Origin of the sequence: Lactobacillus leichmannii (genome assembly GCF_024701915.1) — a bacterium.
Taxonomy (GTDB): domain Bacteria; phylum Bacillota; class Bacilli; order Lactobacillales; family Lactobacillaceae; genus Lactobacillus; species Lactobacillus delbrueckii.
In genome coordinates this window covers 15690-29845 of record NZ_QOCY01000017.1, presented here as the reverse complement: position 1 = coordinate 29845, position 14156 = coordinate 15690, and the positions used below count along the sequence as shown (strand labels likewise).

Annotated in this window: 15 protein-coding genes and 1 pseudogene; 9 read left to right on the top strand and 7 right to left on the bottom strand. The window is 49.4% G+C overall.

Features of this window, described 5'->3' with window-relative positions; translation table 11 throughout:
- Positions 1-73: 73 nt before the first annotated feature.
- From DS743_RS01090 to DS743_RS01080, 3 genes and pseudogenes are all read right to left on the bottom strand, one after another.
- A pseudogene (locus DS743_RS01090) lies at positions 74-316 on the bottom strand (transposase); the annotation flags it as partial.
- Positions 317-583: 267 nt separating this feature from the next.
- A complete protein-coding gene (locus tag DS743_RS01085) occupies positions 584-2011 on the bottom strand; it encodes a 6-phospho-beta-glucosidase (protein ID WP_035185162.1) in 1428 nt (475 codons plus the stop codon).
- A 138-nt stretch (positions 2012-2149) separates the two neighbouring features.
- Positions 2150-2881 (bottom strand): MurR/RpiR family transcriptional regulator, encoded by a 732-nt coding sequence (locus DS743_RS01080; RefSeq protein WP_035185164.1) that lies wholly within the window; start codon positions 2879-2881, stop codon positions 2150-2152.
- A 206-nt stretch (positions 2882-3087) separates the two neighbouring features.
- Between DS743_RS01080 and DS743_RS01075 the strand changes: the two genes are divergently transcribed.
- The 4 genes from DS743_RS01075 (at position 3088) to DS743_RS01060 (ending at position 6221) form a co-directional block, all read left to right on the top strand.
- Positions 3088-4428: a PTS sugar transporter subunit IIC gene (locus DS743_RS01075; RefSeq protein ID WP_035185166.1), complete on the top strand. Its 1341-nt coding sequence runs from the start codon at positions 3088-3090 to the stop codon at positions 4426-4428.
- Positions 4429-4534: 106 nt separating this feature from the next.
- Positions 4535-4864, top strand: coding sequence for a PTS sugar transporter subunit IIB (locus DS743_RS01070; protein WP_035185168.1), 330 nt, complete (start codon positions 4535-4537; stop codon positions 4862-4864).
- 24 nt (positions 4865-4888) lie between these two features.
- Positions 4889-5230, top strand: a complete 342-nt coding sequence (locus DS743_RS01065; RefSeq protein WP_035185170.1) for a PTS lactose/cellobiose transporter subunit IIA — start codon at positions 4889-4891, stop codon at positions 5228-5230.
- 88 nt (positions 5231-5318) lie between these two features.
- On the top strand, positions 5319-6221 hold the full coding sequence (locus tag DS743_RS01060; RefSeq protein ID WP_035185173.1) for an ROK family protein: 903 nt from the start codon (positions 5319-5321) through the stop codon (positions 6219-6221).
- Between the two features lie 85 nt (positions 6222-6306).
- On the opposite strand, the gene DS743_RS01055 is transcribed toward DS743_RS01060, so the two are convergent.
- From DS743_RS01055 to DS743_RS01045, 3 genes are all read right to left on the bottom strand, one after another.
- Positions 6307-6762, bottom strand: coding sequence for a hypothetical protein (locus DS743_RS01055; protein WP_035174977.1), 456 nt, complete (start codon positions 6760-6762; stop codon positions 6307-6309).
- 6 nt (positions 6763-6768) lie between these two features.
- Positions 6769-7635: a hypothetical protein gene (locus DS743_RS01050; protein WP_003612091.1), complete on the bottom strand. Its 867-nt coding sequence runs from the start codon at positions 7633-7635 to the stop codon at positions 6769-6771.
- A gap of 384 nt (positions 7636-8019) precedes the next feature.
- Positions 8020-8850, bottom strand: a complete 831-nt coding sequence (locus DS743_RS01045) for an aldo/keto reductase (protein WP_035185175.1) — start codon at positions 8848-8850, stop codon at positions 8020-8022.
- A gap of 127 nt (positions 8851-8977) precedes the next feature.
- Here DS743_RS01045 and DS743_RS01040 point away from each other — a divergent pair, with 127 nt between their 5' ends.
- The 3 genes from DS743_RS01040 (at position 8978) to DS743_RS01030 (ending at position 11310) form a co-directional block, all read left to right on the top strand.
- Complete coding sequence (locus DS743_RS01040) at positions 8978-9823, top strand: DNA/RNA non-specific endonuclease (protein WP_035185178.1); 846 nt, start codon at positions 8978-8980, stop codon at positions 9821-9823.
- Positions 9824-10164: 341 nt separating this feature from the next.
- Complete coding sequence (locus DS743_RS01035; RefSeq protein ID WP_035185180.1) at positions 10165-10752, top strand: alpha/beta fold hydrolase; 588 nt, start codon at positions 10165-10167, stop codon at positions 10750-10752.
- A gap of 36 nt (positions 10753-10788) precedes the next feature.
- Positions 10789-11310 carry a GNAT family N-acetyltransferase gene (locus DS743_RS01030; RefSeq protein ID WP_035185182.1) on the top strand — a complete coding sequence of 174 codons (522 nt, stop codon included), beginning with the start codon at positions 10789-10791 and terminating at the stop codon, positions 11308-11310.
- On the opposite strand, the gene pepI is transcribed toward DS743_RS01030, so the two are convergent.
- On the bottom strand, positions 11307-12191 hold the full coding sequence (gene pepI, locus DS743_RS01025; RefSeq protein WP_035185183.1) for a proline iminopeptidase: 885 nt from the start codon (positions 12189-12191) through the stop codon (positions 11307-11309). The two genes, DS743_RS01030 and pepI, sit on opposite strands and share 4 nt — an antisense overlap.
- A gap of 90 nt (positions 12192-12281) precedes the next feature.
- Here pepI and DS743_RS01020 point away from each other — a divergent pair, with 90 nt between their 5' ends.
- Both DS743_RS01020 and DS743_RS01015 read left to right on the top strand, forming a co-directional pair.
- Positions 12282-13199, top strand: a complete 918-nt coding sequence (locus DS743_RS01020; RefSeq protein WP_035185185.1) for a magnesium transporter CorA family protein — start codon at positions 12282-12284, stop codon at positions 13197-13199.
- Positions 13200-13230: 31 nt separating this feature from the next.
- Positions 13231-14145, top strand: coding sequence for a serine hydrolase (locus DS743_RS01015; protein ID WP_035185187.1), 915 nt, complete (start codon positions 13231-13233; stop codon positions 14143-14145).
- Positions 14146-14156 lie beyond the last annotated feature (11 nt).

Below are 14156 nucleotides of genomic sequence, written 5' to 3'. Positions count from 1 at the left end.
AAAATACAGTATTTTTGCGGGTTTAGGTCCTTTTCTTAGAGGACTTGAGTTTGATTGCTCTGGGAAGTTAGCATTGAAGCATTAACTCTATCTTTCTTCCAGAGAAGGTCCTACCCGAGTAAGCAAAGAGGAGGATCTTGAGTAAAAGAGCAGGATGGTACGCTGGACGACCGGTATTTACCAGATTTTTGAGGAGGTCATCCAAAGGAATAGTGTCCACAAAGCTGTCTATCAGACGAACCAGATGATTTTGTGGGACGGCGCTCTCCAATCTTATTGTCAGTTGGCTCCGATCTGTGTTATAATATTTATACATCATAGATCACTATGTTCTATGATTTTATTCAGCCTTATAGTAACATGAGTGATTTGAAATGCATAGAAAAAGGCTTCCAGAAGTTTTTCACTTCTAGAAGCCTTTTTTATTCGTTAGAGTCTTTTTTATTTTTTGCGGATTGATGATTGTGCCTTAAGTTTTTACTTTAAGTTTTTACTTTAAGTTTTTACTTTAAGTTTTTACTTTAGGTTTTATGTGTTTTTGAGTGTACCGTTTTATATTTGGTAGTGAAGTTTTTGGAAAAAGTCAGCTTAAATTTGCCCCGTTAGAAGCGATCACCTTCTTGTACCAGTAGAAGGAGTCTTTTGGGTAGCGCTTGAAGCTGCCCCGGCCATAGTCGTCCTCGTCGACGTAGATAAAGCCGTAGCGCTTCTTCATTTCGCCAGTGCTGGCGCTGACCAGGTCGATGCAGCCCCAGGGCAGGTAGCCTAAGAGGTCCACGCCGTCGTCAGCGACGGCTTTTTCCATTTGGACCAGGTGGTCTCTGAGATAGTCGATCCGGTAGTCGTCGTGAACCTGCTTGTCTGCAGTCAACTTGTCGTAGGCCCCCAGGCCGTTTTCCACGATAAAGAGGGGTTTGTGCCAGCGGGTGGTCATCCAGTTCAAGGCATAGCGCAGGCCAACCGGGTCGATGGCCCAGCCCCAGTCATTGCTCTTGATATAGGGATTAGCGACCAGGTCGGAATATTCCCGGTAATCCCAGTGGCCGCTGTACTTGGCCGTAAAGGACATGTAGTAGGAGAAGGCGACATAGTCGACCGTACCTTTTTTGAGAATTTCCAGATCCCGGTCGGTGATGTCCAGGTCATAGCCTTTTTCGGTGAAATATGCCTGCAGCCAGTTAGGGTAGGTGCCGTTGACGTGAACGTCGCCAAAGTAAAGGCGGCTGTCCATGGCTCTTTGGGCAAAAAGGATGTCCTCTGGCTTGGAGCTGGCCGGGTAGATCGGACAGAAGGCCAGCATGCAGCCGACCTGGAGGCTGGGGTCAATGGCGTGGGCGATCTGGACCGCCTGGGCACTGGCCACCAGCTCGTAGTGGGCCGCCTGGTACATCAGCTTCTGCTTGTCATCGCCGGCCTTGAACTTGATGCCGGAGTTTTCATAGACGGAAATGTCGCTTTCGTAGTTGGTCTGGTTGTTGATCTCGTTGAAAGTCATCCAGTACTTGACCTTGTCATGGTAGCGTTCAAAGCAGACATGGGCGAAGCGGGCAAAAATGGTGATCAAGTCCCGGTTGGCCCAGCCGCCGTACTTTTTGACCAGGTTCAAGGGCATTTCAAAGTGCGACAGAGTAATAACTGGCTGGATGCCGTACTTCAAGAGCTCGTCAAACAAGTCGTCATAAAAGGCCAGGCCGGCTTCATTAGGAGCTGTCTCGTCGCCATTTGGAAAAATCCTGCTCCAGGCAATTGAGGTGCGGAAGGCCTTGAAGCCCATTTCCGCCATCAGCTTGACATCTTCCTTGTAGTGGTGGTAGAAGTCATTGCCCACGTGGTTGGGGTAGTACGTGCCCGGCACGATTTCATCGGTTAATTCCCGGGCCTGGTCCCGGCTGCCCAGGGTCATCATGTCGGCGATGGACAAGCCCTTGCCGCCTTCCTGGTAGGCTCCTTCCAGCTGGTGGGCAGCTACGGCGCCGCCCCACAGGAAGCCGTCTTTAAAAGTCTTAGTCATTTTTTACTCCTTTGCTGTGTTAATCCTATAGGAGTCATTATATGAAATCGGTTGCTCAAATAGAATTAGCAAAAGGGCTTTTGACATAAAAAATAAAAATAGCTTCTTGTACCAGTTTTGGAACATTGTGTTCCAAAACTAGTCAGTGACCATTTTTTCCAGGACATGGTCCAGGCTTTCAATAATGTACATGACCGGGATATGGGAGGAAAGGTCGTAGTAGTTGGCTAGGTAGTGCCGCTCCTCGCTGAAGCTGAGCACGTACCGGCTCATTTTAGCGATGGTGCTGGCCTCGTTGCTGCTGACGCAGACCAGGGTGACTTCATCATTGTTGACGAATTTGTTGACCAGCTCGATCAATTCCGTCGTTTCCCCGGAAACGGAAAAGCAGATAATGATCGTGTTGACCGCGTTCTTCAGCTTGCCGTGCAAGGGATAGAAGGGGTCGGTGATGGCATTGGCGTTATAACCTAAAAAAGCCATGCGGCGGGCGGCATATTCCGCCATAAAGGCTGACTCGCCTATGCCCAAGGTCACTACATTGTCGCTTTGGTAGATGGCATTGGCTACCAGTTCCAGGCGAAGGGAGATGTCTTTAGGGAAGTTGCTGGCGTCAAAATAGGTCATTTCACTGACCTTGGGCTTGGAGAGGAGGTCGTTGTGGCTGAGGTAAGCCTTGAACTCCGGGAAGCTGTTGAAGCCGATCTTATGGATGAAGCGCATGACCGATGAATTGGACACGTGGGCGTTTTGTGCGATGTCACGGACCCGCATGTAGACGACCTTGTCCGGGTTCTGTGAGACATAGCGGTAGATGGTCATGTCGACGCTAGAGAGAGAGGAAAGATCTTTAAAACCGAAAAATGCCATAGTATCGCTCCTTGATAATACGATTTCAACTTACGCTATTAGATTAACACAGCTTGGACGTTTGTGGAACACCTTGTTCCGAAAAAAGAATATTGTGCGGGTGAAGCGGAATATTCCAAAAGGGCCAAAAAATATTGCATAAAGGCAACCGCTTACATAAAATAGTGAGCGTAGAATGATTAAAAGAGTTTTGAGAGGACAAAATAATGCAAAAATTTATCAATGAAAAAATTCTTCCTCCAATCATGAAATTCGTCAACACTAGAGCGATTGTCGCTTTAAAGGACGGGATGGTGCTTTCCCTGCCATTCATCATGGTTGGTTCAGTATTTTTACTTTTGGCTTCGTTTCCAATTCCGGCCGTAGCCAACTGGATGAATGCGACTGGTTTGACCAAGTTCTGGAACCAGGCCTACAATGCATCCTTCGGGATCGTGGCGGTCTTCGCGGTCATCGGGATTGCCTATACATGGGCCAAAAATGAAAAAATTGAAGCCCTACCTGCCGGGATGACGGCTTTTGTCGGCTTCCTGATCATCATGAACCCGACTTCCGCGGTCATGAACGGGACCAAGACGGTGATTTCAGCTGAGCAGGCACCAGACCTGCTGGGCGGCTTCATCGACCGGACCTGGCTGGGTGGCCAGGGGATGATCGCGTCCATCATCGTCGGCCTGCTTTCCGGCTGGATCTACTCCTGGTTCGTTAAGCACAAAATCACGATCAAGCTGCCGGACCAAGTTCCGCCAGCCGTAGCCAACTCTTTTGTCGCTTTGATTCCGTCAGCTGTTTTGACGACTGGCTGGCTTCTGGTTTACATCTTCTTTGAAAAAGTTGCCCACACGACTATGACCCAATGGATCTACACGACCATCCAAACTCCTTTGCAAGGAGTAACGGACTCCTTCGGCGGGATCCTGCTCTTGACGCTTTTGGTGCCATTCTTCTGGTTCTTCGGCGTGCATGGGTCAACCCTGGTCGGCGGGATTGCCGGCCCAATCTTGGGTGCCAACGCTTTGGAAAACGCGGCTATCTTCAAGAAGTACGGCTATGTTGACGCAGCCCACGGCGGCCACATTGTTATTTCAGGTTTGTTTGACCAATTCGCCACTGTTACCGGTGCCGGGATGACCATCGGTCTGGTCTTCTTCATGTGTTTCATGGCCAAGTCCACCCAGCTGAAAAGTATCGGTAAGCTGGCTTTGGTTCCAGGTTTGTTTAACATCAATGAACCAGTTCTGTTTGGCTTGCCAATCGTCATGAACCCGATGCTGGCCATTCCATTCTTCATCATGCCACCACTGTCAGCTGGCTCAACCTACCTCTTGATCAAGGCTGGCATCCTGCCATACCTGAACGGGGCCCAGGTTCCTTGGACCACGCCGCCGATTGTCTCAGGCTTCTTGATTGGGGGCTGGAAGGTTGCCATTTGGCAGGCCATCATCCTGGTAATTTCCTTCTTCGTCTACCTGCCATTTGCTAAGAGCTACGACAAGATGCTTTACGAGAAGGAACAAGCCCAACTGGCTGCTGAGAGCAGTAAGTAAGAGCTTGGCAAAAAAAGAAGAACAGGATTAAGAAGAACAGGATTAACTGGAAATTTTTTAAGGAAAAAACAAAGAGAAAAATAAGCAAAGAAAAAGGAGAAGCAAGATGGCTGAACAAACAATCATGCTCAACTGTGCCGCGGGAATGAGCACCTCGCTTTTGGTCAACAAGATGAAGGAAGCTGCCCAGGCGCAGGGGATCGATGCCAAGATTTTTGCCTGCCCGGCCTCAGAAGCAGACCAGCACTTTAAAGAAGTTGACTGCATCCTGCTGGGACCGCAGGTTTCTTACTTGAAGAGCGACATGGAAAATAAGGCCAAGGGAGCTGGCAAGGACGGCCAGGACATTCCTTTGGGCGTCATCGACATGCAAGCTTACGGAATGATGGACGGGGTTAAGGCCCTCAAGCAGGCGGAAGACCTGATCAAGGCTTAAGAAGAGACAAAGGAAAGAGGAAAAATGACTGAAGACAAGCAGGAACAAGACTTGTTGATGGCCGCAATGGGCTTGATTGCCAACGGTGGGAATGCCAAGAGCCTGGCTTTTGAAGCCATCCGCCTGGCCAAAAAGGGCGATATTGCCAGCGCCCGCGAGAAACCAGCTGAATCTGACAAATCACTCCTCGACGCGCACAACTCGCAAACTGAAATGCTTACAAAAGAGGCGCAGGGGCAATATGCTCAAGTGACCCTGCTCCAGGTCCACTCCCAGGACCATTTGATGACGGCGATTACCTTCCGCGATTTGGCGGGGGAATTGGTCGACTTGTATGAGAAACTATATGACGCGAAATTATTTTAGCTTAAAGCTGCCGTTGGCAATTAAATAACCGGAAAAACATCTATACTAGTAGTTATAGATGCTTTTTTGGATGTGAGGATAAAAAACGATGCAATACTTAGTTTTTGACATTGGCGGAACCAACGTGAAGTACGCCTTGATGGATAATGAAGGGCAGCTGCTGGAAAAGGGGAAGCGGACAAGCGCGGACAATCTGGACGACTTTGTCGCCGCCCTGTATGAAGTCGGCGACCAGTACAAGGGCAAGTTTACCGGGATCGCGGTCTGCGCGCCAGGGAAGATCGACACGGAGAAAATGATCATCCACTATGGCGGGGCTTTGACCTTTTTGGACGGCTTAAACCTGGAAGAGACGCTGGGGTCCAGATACGGGGTAGCGGTTAGCGCGGAAAATGATGCAAAGGCGGCAGCCTTGTGCGAGCAGTGGCTGGGCGAACTCAAGGGAGTTGATATCGGAGCGGTGATGACTCTGGGCACTGGCGTTGGCGGCGGGATCGTCGTTGGCGGCAAGCTTCTGCACGGGAGCAGCTTCCAGGCTGGGGAACTTAGCTGGATGATCACGAACCAGGAAGCTGGGCTTAAGGAAATGGCTGCCTATACTGGTGCCCGCTGCTCAGCTGTCAGAATGGTGGAAAGGGTCAACCAGGAGCTGGGCAATGAAGACCTTGCTGACGGTTTGGCAGCTTTTGCAGCCATCAAGTCCGGCAATGAAGAGGCAGGCAAGATCTTCCGCCAGTACTGCTTGGATGTAGCCGTGATGATTTTGAACCTGCAGACCGTGATCAACGGGGAAAAGGTGGTCATCGGCGGCGGGATCAGTGCCCAGGAGATCTTGATTGCGGAGATCCGCCGGCAGTTCGGGGAAATCCTGAAGGACAACCCAATTTTGGGTCAGCAGGTAATTCCGCCGGAAATCGTGGCGGCCAAGTTCAGAAATGACACCAACCTCTATGGTGCACTCTTTGCCTTGCTGCAGGGGATGCAAAAGTAGCGGGAAAATTTTTAGCTGAATATAGAAAAACCTGAGCTCATATTGATGTGAGCTCAGGTTTGTTATTGTCGGATAATTAGATTTTTTACTTCGTAAACCAGTAATTAAAGAACCAGTCATAAGGAACGGATAAAAGATAGATGTAGGTTAAGTTGATAGCAACAACCATAATAGGTCCTGCATATGGCTTAGTGAATTTGCCATAGCGTAATATAAAAAGAATTATGGCTGAACCAAGCACATCGAAAGCTAAACCTGCAGTCATCACCCGTAAAAGGGTTAAAGCAATGAATCCGGCAACTAGGACAACTACAGTGATCCAGAAGAGGACTGAAAACTTGCTCGTCCAGATTAGGATGGCAGCCAACAAAAGGGCAATAGACACAATGATTAGAGCCCAACCAATGGTAAGGCTTTCGAAATCGGTTTGAAAGCCAACGGAGTGTGCTCCCATGAACCAGATTAGAACTGCCTCGATCAGAAACATCAAGCAGTTGACCGCTTTAATAATTGTTGAAAGAACTTTTTCTGTTTTTGTCATGGTAGATCACTTCCAACTGGTAATCTGATGTAGATAACTTGCTTTGAAGTCACCTTGGAAATTACCGACAAAAGTAAATGGGTGGACGATATGCCAATTATTATAAGTTTTAAGTGTGCCCTTTGGTAAAACTTTGTAGTAAGCGTAGTAAACGTATTTTGAGCAGTAACTATCCTTCATGCTATATAAGCCAGATTGAAAGCCGTATTTTGGCCGATCTTTAGGATTTTTGTACAAATGACGGTAAGCGTAGGTGGAAGCTGCATCTGCATAGTGTGGATGCTTTTTGATGCGGTATACGTCGACGTACTTACCTTTACCAGTATGTTTTTTAAAAAACGATTCCTTGCTGGGATGTTCAACAGTTCGGTTAGGTCCCGGCATTTCTAAAATGTAGTTGGCTGACGTTGCAAAAGCAGCGTGACCGGCAAAGATACCAGCACTATCTGTTCCGTGACAAACTAAGATATCTCCGGCTTTCATGCTATACCCACTTTTTGCAGCGATAAATGATGAAAAGATGGAATAACCCTTTCCTTTGCTTTGTGAATTGTCTGCAGAAATGGTGTCGGGATGATCATTATTCGGATTGCATGAAACAAAATAGTTTTCATCTGCGACATATTGTTCAAAAGAAGTCCCGGGATCCACTTCAACGTATTTCAGATACATCGGAAATGCTTCTGTACTGCAGTATTTTACGAATTCTGCTTCGGAACTGTTACTTTCAGTAAGAATACCTTTACTTACACCTTGCCGGTAGATAGACGCAAAGACTTCGGAATTAGCCGTGGTGTCAGCATCCGCATTAACCGGATGAGCGAAAAACAAGGATGCTGAGAGTAATAACAGCCATGTTAAAAGCTTCTTCATGATTCGACCTCCACTTTTCAGTAAACGAATTTTGACAAATCGATTCATCAACCATATGATAACGCTTTTTTCACGGAAAGAGTACATAAATAACGAAGATTAGTTGTTTGCCATAAATGTGCGTAGATATAATAAAGTGTCCGCGCAAGGTGGGGGATTGCCTGAGTCACATATAGGCACTCGGTCATAACTTTTCAGCGGCGAAGCTATACTATGTGTGGCAGGGTTATTTTATAAGGTCTGAAAAGGCGGAAAATTAATTATCTTAAAATTCAGAGCGCAAATTTTGTTTATCAAAGCAGGGAAAAGTCAGATGGCATCAAATTTTTACAGATGTTTAAAAGAAAAAAGCAGTTGACCAGTGCAACTGCTTATTTCTACTGCTTAAAATTCCTGGTGCTGGTTAGGGTCGCGGTCGGGCCGGCGGCCATCTGCCTTGTCCAAGTCCGTCAAGGCGGTCACTTCTTCTTCAGTTAAGCTGAAGTCAAAAATGTCCAGGTTGCTCAACTGGTGCTGGCTGGAGGAAGCTTTTGGAATTGGCACTACCCCCAGTTGGACTTCCCAGCGCAAAATTACTTGAGCCGGGCTCTTGCCATACTTAGCGGCCAGCTTTTGAATCAAATCTTCCTGGAAAACTTCCCCGGCCCGCATGAGCGGACTCCAGGCTTCTGTAACGATCCCATGCTCATCGTCATAAGCCCGGACGGCGCGGCTGGACCAGTAGGGATGCAGCTCAACCTGGTTGACGGCTGGCGTAACCCCGGTTTCCTTGATCAAGCGGTCGATATGCCCTGGTTCAAAATTCGACACCCCAATCGACCGGACCAAGCCAAATCTTTGCGCGTCGATCAAGGCCTGCCAGGCTTCTACGTAGTGGTCTTCCAAAGGATTTGGCCAGTGGATCAGGTAGAGGTCAAAATAGTCCAAGCCGCTTCTTAAAAGCCCTTCTTCCAGTTCGTTGATCGCGGCCTTGTATTCGTGGTGGGCTCCCGGCAGTTTTGAGGTCACAAAGAGCTGGCTTCTGGCAACAGAGCTGCTTCTGATTGCCTTGCCCAGGGCCCCTTCGTTTTCATAGCGGGCGGCTGAGTCCAGGAGCCGGTAGCCATTTTCAATCGCCTGGCTGATGGCCCGGGCCCCTTGGTAGCCCTTGATCTTGTATGTGCCAAAGCCGATCTTTGGAATCTGGTTTCTGTCATTTAGCTTGAATTCTTCCATAATTTTTTCCCTTTGCCTTTCTATTAGATAAGTATTGCTTGCTTTTTCTCTCAATTATAGTTTAAATCTTTTGGTTTCCCGGAAAAATCCTCTAAAATAGTTTTAGTTTAAAAAGCGAGGAAAAGAAATGGCAAAAAAACGCAGGCGCAAGAAGCGTCAAAATACCAACCTGCTGTCGGTCGCTATCGCCGCGGCGGCAATCATTTGGGGCGTCTACACCAAGGGCGGCCAGGGAAATTTAACTAGTTCCAGTTCAAATACCAGTACTTCATCAAGTGCGGTCAGCTCGGCCCAAACGGCTAAAACCGTCTACGGGGGATTAGCCAAGAGCGACTACCAGAAATTAGCCCAGGAAACTTTTAAATCCGGAGGCAAGGGCTGGCACTATGTTAACAATAACCACTCCACCTTGGTGAAAAGCGCCTGGAAGGTCAACCGGGTCATTTACTCCAACCTGGATAGCCAGAACCGGACTTCCAGCTCCAACACCGCCTTTTTGGAGAAGCGGAACGTGGCTAACGACTCTTTAAGAGTCAGGCAGTACGTCCAGCCAACCGGCTGGCACTCCAACCGGCAAAACGGGACCCAGATCTACAACCGGGGCCACCTGATTGCCTACTCAGTTTCCGCCGGCATCGACCAGGACGGCAACTACAACCCCAAGAACCAGTCCGGTGACCAGAACAACCCCAAGAACCTCTTTACCCAGTCAGCCTTTTCTAACCAGAAGATCCAGACGATTTTTGAAAGCAAGGTTCGGTCAGCTTTAAGAAGCGGGAAGAAGGTCATCTACCAGGCAACGCCAATTTTCAGAGGCCGGGAACTCATGGCCCGGGGGATCAACCTCCAGGCAGTTTCCACCGACGGCAGCCTGGATTTCAACGTTTATATCTACAATGTGCAGCCGGGCTACCAGTTTGACTACGAAACCGGCCGGGCAAAGATCGACCGCGGCATGCAGGTCAGCGAATAGGAAGAAAAATGCGCGACAACTGTACAACTATGCTGGTGGGCCAAGAAGGCCAGCCTTGACGGGTCCACAATCGTGGCCAGAGATGAAGACTACGACCAGGGGATCAACAGCTACAACGTGGCCATGAGTTCAGCGGAAAGCGAAGCCAGCAACCGCCGGGTCTTTGACGGAAGCCAATGATCGCGATTACGGCCAAGGGCAAGGAAATTTTTGACCAGCTGGTCAAGGACAATCTCAACAACTCGATTTACAAGTACCGGCCCTAATTTCCTGCAAAAAATAGTACAATAGGAATGTTGTAAGTTTTTTAATGTAAAGTAAGAAATCGTAAGGAGTTTTTTATGGAAAAAGAGATGACCTTAATCAGCGCCAAGGGCAAGTTAAAGGGAATTTGGGGCGAAGCCGTCAACCCGATCGAAGGGATGACCCCTTTGGTAATTTTGGCTAAGACCGGCGATAAGGACCAGGCCTATTGGCTCAGCCGCTACTTAAACGACGCCGGCATCCTGACCTTCACCTTTGAAGCAGAAGATGCAGCCAGCGCCATCAGCGGCTACCACCTGGCCTTTGACGAACTTAGAAACGATGACCGGGTGGCCAGCGAATACATCGCCTTTGCCGGCTATGGGGAAGCGGGCAACGCTGCAGCTGTTGCGGCTAGTGAAATCGGCCGGTCAGTCCGGGGGATCTTTTTAATGTCACCAGTCATCAAGGACTGGGACAAGATCAAGGGCTACCAGGGCCGCAGCTACATTGTTGCCGGCAGCGATGACGACCAGGCGCCTTTGGCCAGCCTGGAAATGATGGCCAAGCAGCTGAAGCAAGGCGAACTTTTGCAAATGCGGGGCGCTGGCCACGACTACCGGGAAGAAGACTGGGAAAGAGCAGGGATGCTGCTCAGAACCTGGGTCTTGACCGGCCTTAACTAAGAAACTGTAAAGCGGAAAAAGAGAAGAAGGCAAAGCATGACAGAAGTAAAAATTGTGCAAGTTAGTGAGAAAGATTTGCCAGAGTTGATTGCCATCAGCCGGGAGACTTTCGCGGATACTTTTGGCAAAGACAACAGCCCGGAAGATATGGCCAAGTTTTTGGACGAAAACTACAATGAAGACAAGCTTGGGGGAGAAATGGCAACTCCGGGCAGCTTCTTTTACTTCTTGAAGGTGGACGGGGAAGTTGCCGGCTACTTGAAGCTGGACGTTGACGACGCCCAAAACGAAGAGGTCGACCCAAACGGCCTGGAAATCGAGCGGATCTACCTGCGGAAAAGTTTCCAGCACCGGGGCCTGGGCAAGCAGCTCTTTGAGTTCGCGGAAGAAAAGGGCCGGGAATGGAGCAAGTCTGTCCTCTGGCTGGGCGTTTGGGAGCACAACGAAAACGCCAAGAACTTCTATGCCAGCCGCGGTTTAACCCGGTTTAGCGAGCATGTCTTCGTTCTTGGCGATGACCGTCAGACAGATTTTTTGTTAAAGAAGGCTCTGGTCTAGTCCTGGCTGATTAACCAGTCAGACAATAGCTCTTGATACTTGGCATTTTCCTGGACAAAAGGCATGTGGCCGCAGCCGGCAAAGAGCTCCCAGCGGGCATTTGGCAAGTGGTCGTACATGCTTTTAGCCACTAGGGGAGTGCACAAGTCGTCAGTGCCGCTGGTAATCAAGGCCGGCAAGTGCAGGTCCTTTAAGCGGTCAGTGTACTCATAGCCGTGCAGGTTGCCAATCGGCGTATATTCATTAGGGCCCCAGCCTGTCAAGTAGGCCAGACTGCCGCCCTTTTTTTTGCGCAAAACTGGCTCCGGCAGGTCCGGCGTAAGCTTGATGGCGTGCTGGTCCATGAAGTGGGCATTGGCCGCCTGGTAGGCCGGGGAGTCGTAGTTGCCAGTTGTTTCAGCTTCCTTGATAGCGGCCTGCTCGCCCTTGGGCAGGTACTTGATCAAGCGGTGCAGTTCCTGGCTCCAAAGCTTGGCGGAGGCTAAAGTGGAGGAGAGGATCAGGCTCTTGACCCCTTTAGTCTGGTAGTCGCACAGGTAGATCAAAGCCAGCATCCCGCCCCAGCTTTGCCCCAAAAGGTGGATCTGGTCAAGGCCCAGCTGCTCTCTGACATTTTCCAGCTCCTTGACCCAGGTTTGGGCCGTGTAGGCCGTTTCCGCCTGGTCGTCGGGGATGCTGGAGTTGCCGCAGCCTAATTGGTCATACATGATGACCTGGCGGCCGCTTTTTTCAGCGACTTGGTCGAGGACTTCAAAATAGTTGTGACTGCTGCCGGGCCCGCCGTGGAGAAGGAGGAGCGGGGCGCGGTCAGTAGCCTCGCCCACGATCCGGCAGTAGGTTTGCCAATTTCCAAATGGAAGATATTTTTCTGTGATTTGCATCTTTTTTCCTACTTTTAAAGAAACTTCATTTCAAAAAAATAGTATAAAATGGTATCATGAATAATGAGTAAAATTAAGGTGGGGACAGCAATGATTAAGCAACAAATTTTTCCAATTGAAACAGACTTTAACTGGTATGACGTCAATGGCTTGAACGAAGCTGACAGCCGGCGCCTGCAGACAGAGTTTTATTTTACACCGGAAATCATTTCCTACGTTTCCGACCGGCATGAACGGCCCCACTACGACTACGACCAATATACCGACACCCACCTGCTAGTCTATGACGTGCCAGTCTGGCCAACGACGACCATCAAGCACTTCACTTCCCGGCCAATCACTTTTTTGCTACAGGACAAGAACCTCTTTTCTTTCCATACGATTGAGACCAGCTATGTTTTTGACGAGTTCAATGATCCCAAGGTTTTGCGCCGGCTCTCACACGCCCAGGATGTGACGGAACTGCTGGTGACTTTTTTGATGTATGCTTCCCAGTACTTCCAGCGGGCCATCACCCAGCTGGATGCTGAACGCAACGACCTAGACGTCAAGCTGAGCGATGACATCGACAATAAGGACCTGGTGGAGTTGTCCAATATTGAAAAGAGTCTGGTCTACCTGTCCAGTTCAATTCAGACTGACCAGATGATGCTGCGCAGCCTGCAGCACTCCCGGCTGACTTTTTCCAAAGCGGCCAAGGAAATGCTGGACGACGTTTTGATTGAATCCAGCCAGTCTTCAGAAATGGTGCAGATTTCCCGGCAGGTTACCAAGACTTTGTCATCGACTTCCAACAACATGTTGAACAACAACCTGAATGACACCATGAAGTTCCTGACGGTCTGGTCCATCGTTTTGACCATCCCGACCATTTTGACTGGTTTTTACGGGATGAACGTGAAGCTGCCGGTTCTCGGGGGCAGCTATGACTGGATAATCATTACTTTGATCACCGTCCTTTTGATGGTCTGGCTGATCTTCTTCATGCGTAAGCACCATCTTTTATAAAGGAATTAAGAGCTAGAAACAAGGAGCTTTAATGAAGAACAATATTGTAGTCGGGGCTTTGACCGCCTCCCTACTGGCTTTTGTCGTGTACACCAGGACCAACAAGGATGCTGAAATGCGGAAAGTCACGGTGGTGCAGGTAAAGAAGTCCGGCAAGGTCAAAAAGATCATTTCTTCCACTGACAAGGAACCGAATATCAATTCCATTGAATATGACAACCAGGTCAAGAGCAGCAAGGGCAGTGACAAGCAGCTGGTCAAGGCAATTAAGAAGGCTATGGGCCAGGACGTCAGCTACCAGGTGGCGGCTTATGACTTGAATAAGAGCAGCCATTTCGCGGAAGTGACCAACACCAAGAGCGGCCAGGATTCCCAGAAGATTTTTTACCTCTATCTTTTGATCGCCCTTTACGCCCAGGAAAAGTCCGGCAAGATCGGGGCCAGCACGACTATCAAGGTTACCAAGGCTGACAAGGCCGGGACAAGTACGGCGATCGCGGTCGGGATCAGCTATGGGCCAAGCTACTTGCGCGAGCAGATGCTGAAGGGCAACAAGACCGCGGCTAACGCGCTTTTGCGGACGATCGGGACTAAGCAGGTCAACAAGATCCTTAAGCAGCTGGGGGCTAGCCAGACTAAAGTAACGGGGACCTTCTCTAAATCCGTGGTCGGCAAAACGACAGCCAGTGACCTGGCCAAGATCATGGTTTCCATCTACCAAGGCAAGCTGGTCGGCAGCTACAACCAGCAGGTTCTGACTGCTATGACAGGGAAGACCAAGCTGGCCAGCAAGGCCAAGGGGACCATCTACCAGTATGCTGATGGCAGTTTAGAGGTCGCCTTGATCAGCAATAACGGCCACAATTACGTGGTTAGCGCCTGGTCCAGCAAGACTGATGACTTTGCTTCCTTGGGGCAAGCCGTTAAGCAAGTCATGGAAAAGTAAAGACGGAATAA

Bases quoted from the DNA above. Each gene is read 5' to 3' on its own strand.
- DS743_RS01080 (WP_035185164.1), bottom strand. From the start codon at position 2,881: ATGGCATTTTTCGGTTTTAAAGATCTTTCCTCTCTCTCTAGCGTCGAC.
- DS743_RS01035 (WP_035185180.1), top strand. From the start codon at position 10,165: ATGGAAAAAGAGATGACCTTAATCAGCGCCAAGGGCAAGTTAAAGGGA.
- DS743_RS01020 (WP_035185185.1), top strand. From the start codon at position 12,282: ATGATTAAGCAACAAATTTTTCCAATTGAAACAGACTTTAACTGGTAT.
- DS743_RS01045 (WP_035185175.1), bottom strand. From the start codon at position 8,850: ATGGAAGAATTCAAGCTAAATGACAGAAACCAGATTCCAAAGATCGGC.
- DS743_RS01030 (WP_035185182.1), top strand. From the start codon at position 10,789: ATGACAGAAGTAAAAATTGTGCAAGTTAGTGAGAAAGATTTGCCAGAG.
- DS743_RS01015 (WP_035185187.1), top strand. From the start codon at position 13,231: ATGAAGAACAATATTGTAGTCGGGGCTTTGACCGCCTCCCTACTGGCT.
- DS743_RS01060 (WP_035185173.1), top strand. From the start codon at position 5,319: ATGCAATACTTAGTTTTTGACATTGGCGGAACCAACGTGAAGTACGCC.
- DS743_RS01050 (WP_003612091.1), bottom strand. From the start codon at position 7,635: ATGAAGAAGCTTTTAACATGGCTGTTATTACTCTCAGCATCCTTGTTT.
- DS743_RS01040 (WP_035185178.1), top strand. From the start codon at position 8,978: ATGGCAAAAAAACGCAGGCGCAAGAAGCGTCAAAATACCAACCTGCTG.
- DS743_RS01055 (WP_035174977.1), bottom strand. From the start codon at position 6,762: ATGACAAAAACAGAAAAAGTTCTTTCAACAATTATTAAAGCGGTCAAC.
- DS743_RS01085 (WP_035185162.1), bottom strand. From the start codon at position 2,011: ATGACTAAGACTTTTAAAGACGGCTTCCTGTGGGGCGGCGCCGTAGCT.
- DS743_RS01070 (WP_035185168.1), top strand. From the start codon at position 4,535: ATGGCTGAACAAACAATCATGCTCAACTGTGCCGCGGGAATGAGCACC.
- pepI (WP_035185183.1), bottom strand. From the start codon at position 12,191: ATGCAAATCACAGAAAAATATCTTCCATTTGGAAATTGGCAAACCTAC.
- DS743_RS01075 (WP_035185166.1), top strand. From the start codon at position 3,088: ATGCAAAAATTTATCAATGAAAAAATTCTTCCTCCAATCATGAAATTC.
- DS743_RS01065 (WP_035185170.1), top strand. From the start codon at position 4,889: ATGACTGAAGACAAGCAGGAACAAGACTTGTTGATGGCCGCAATGGGC.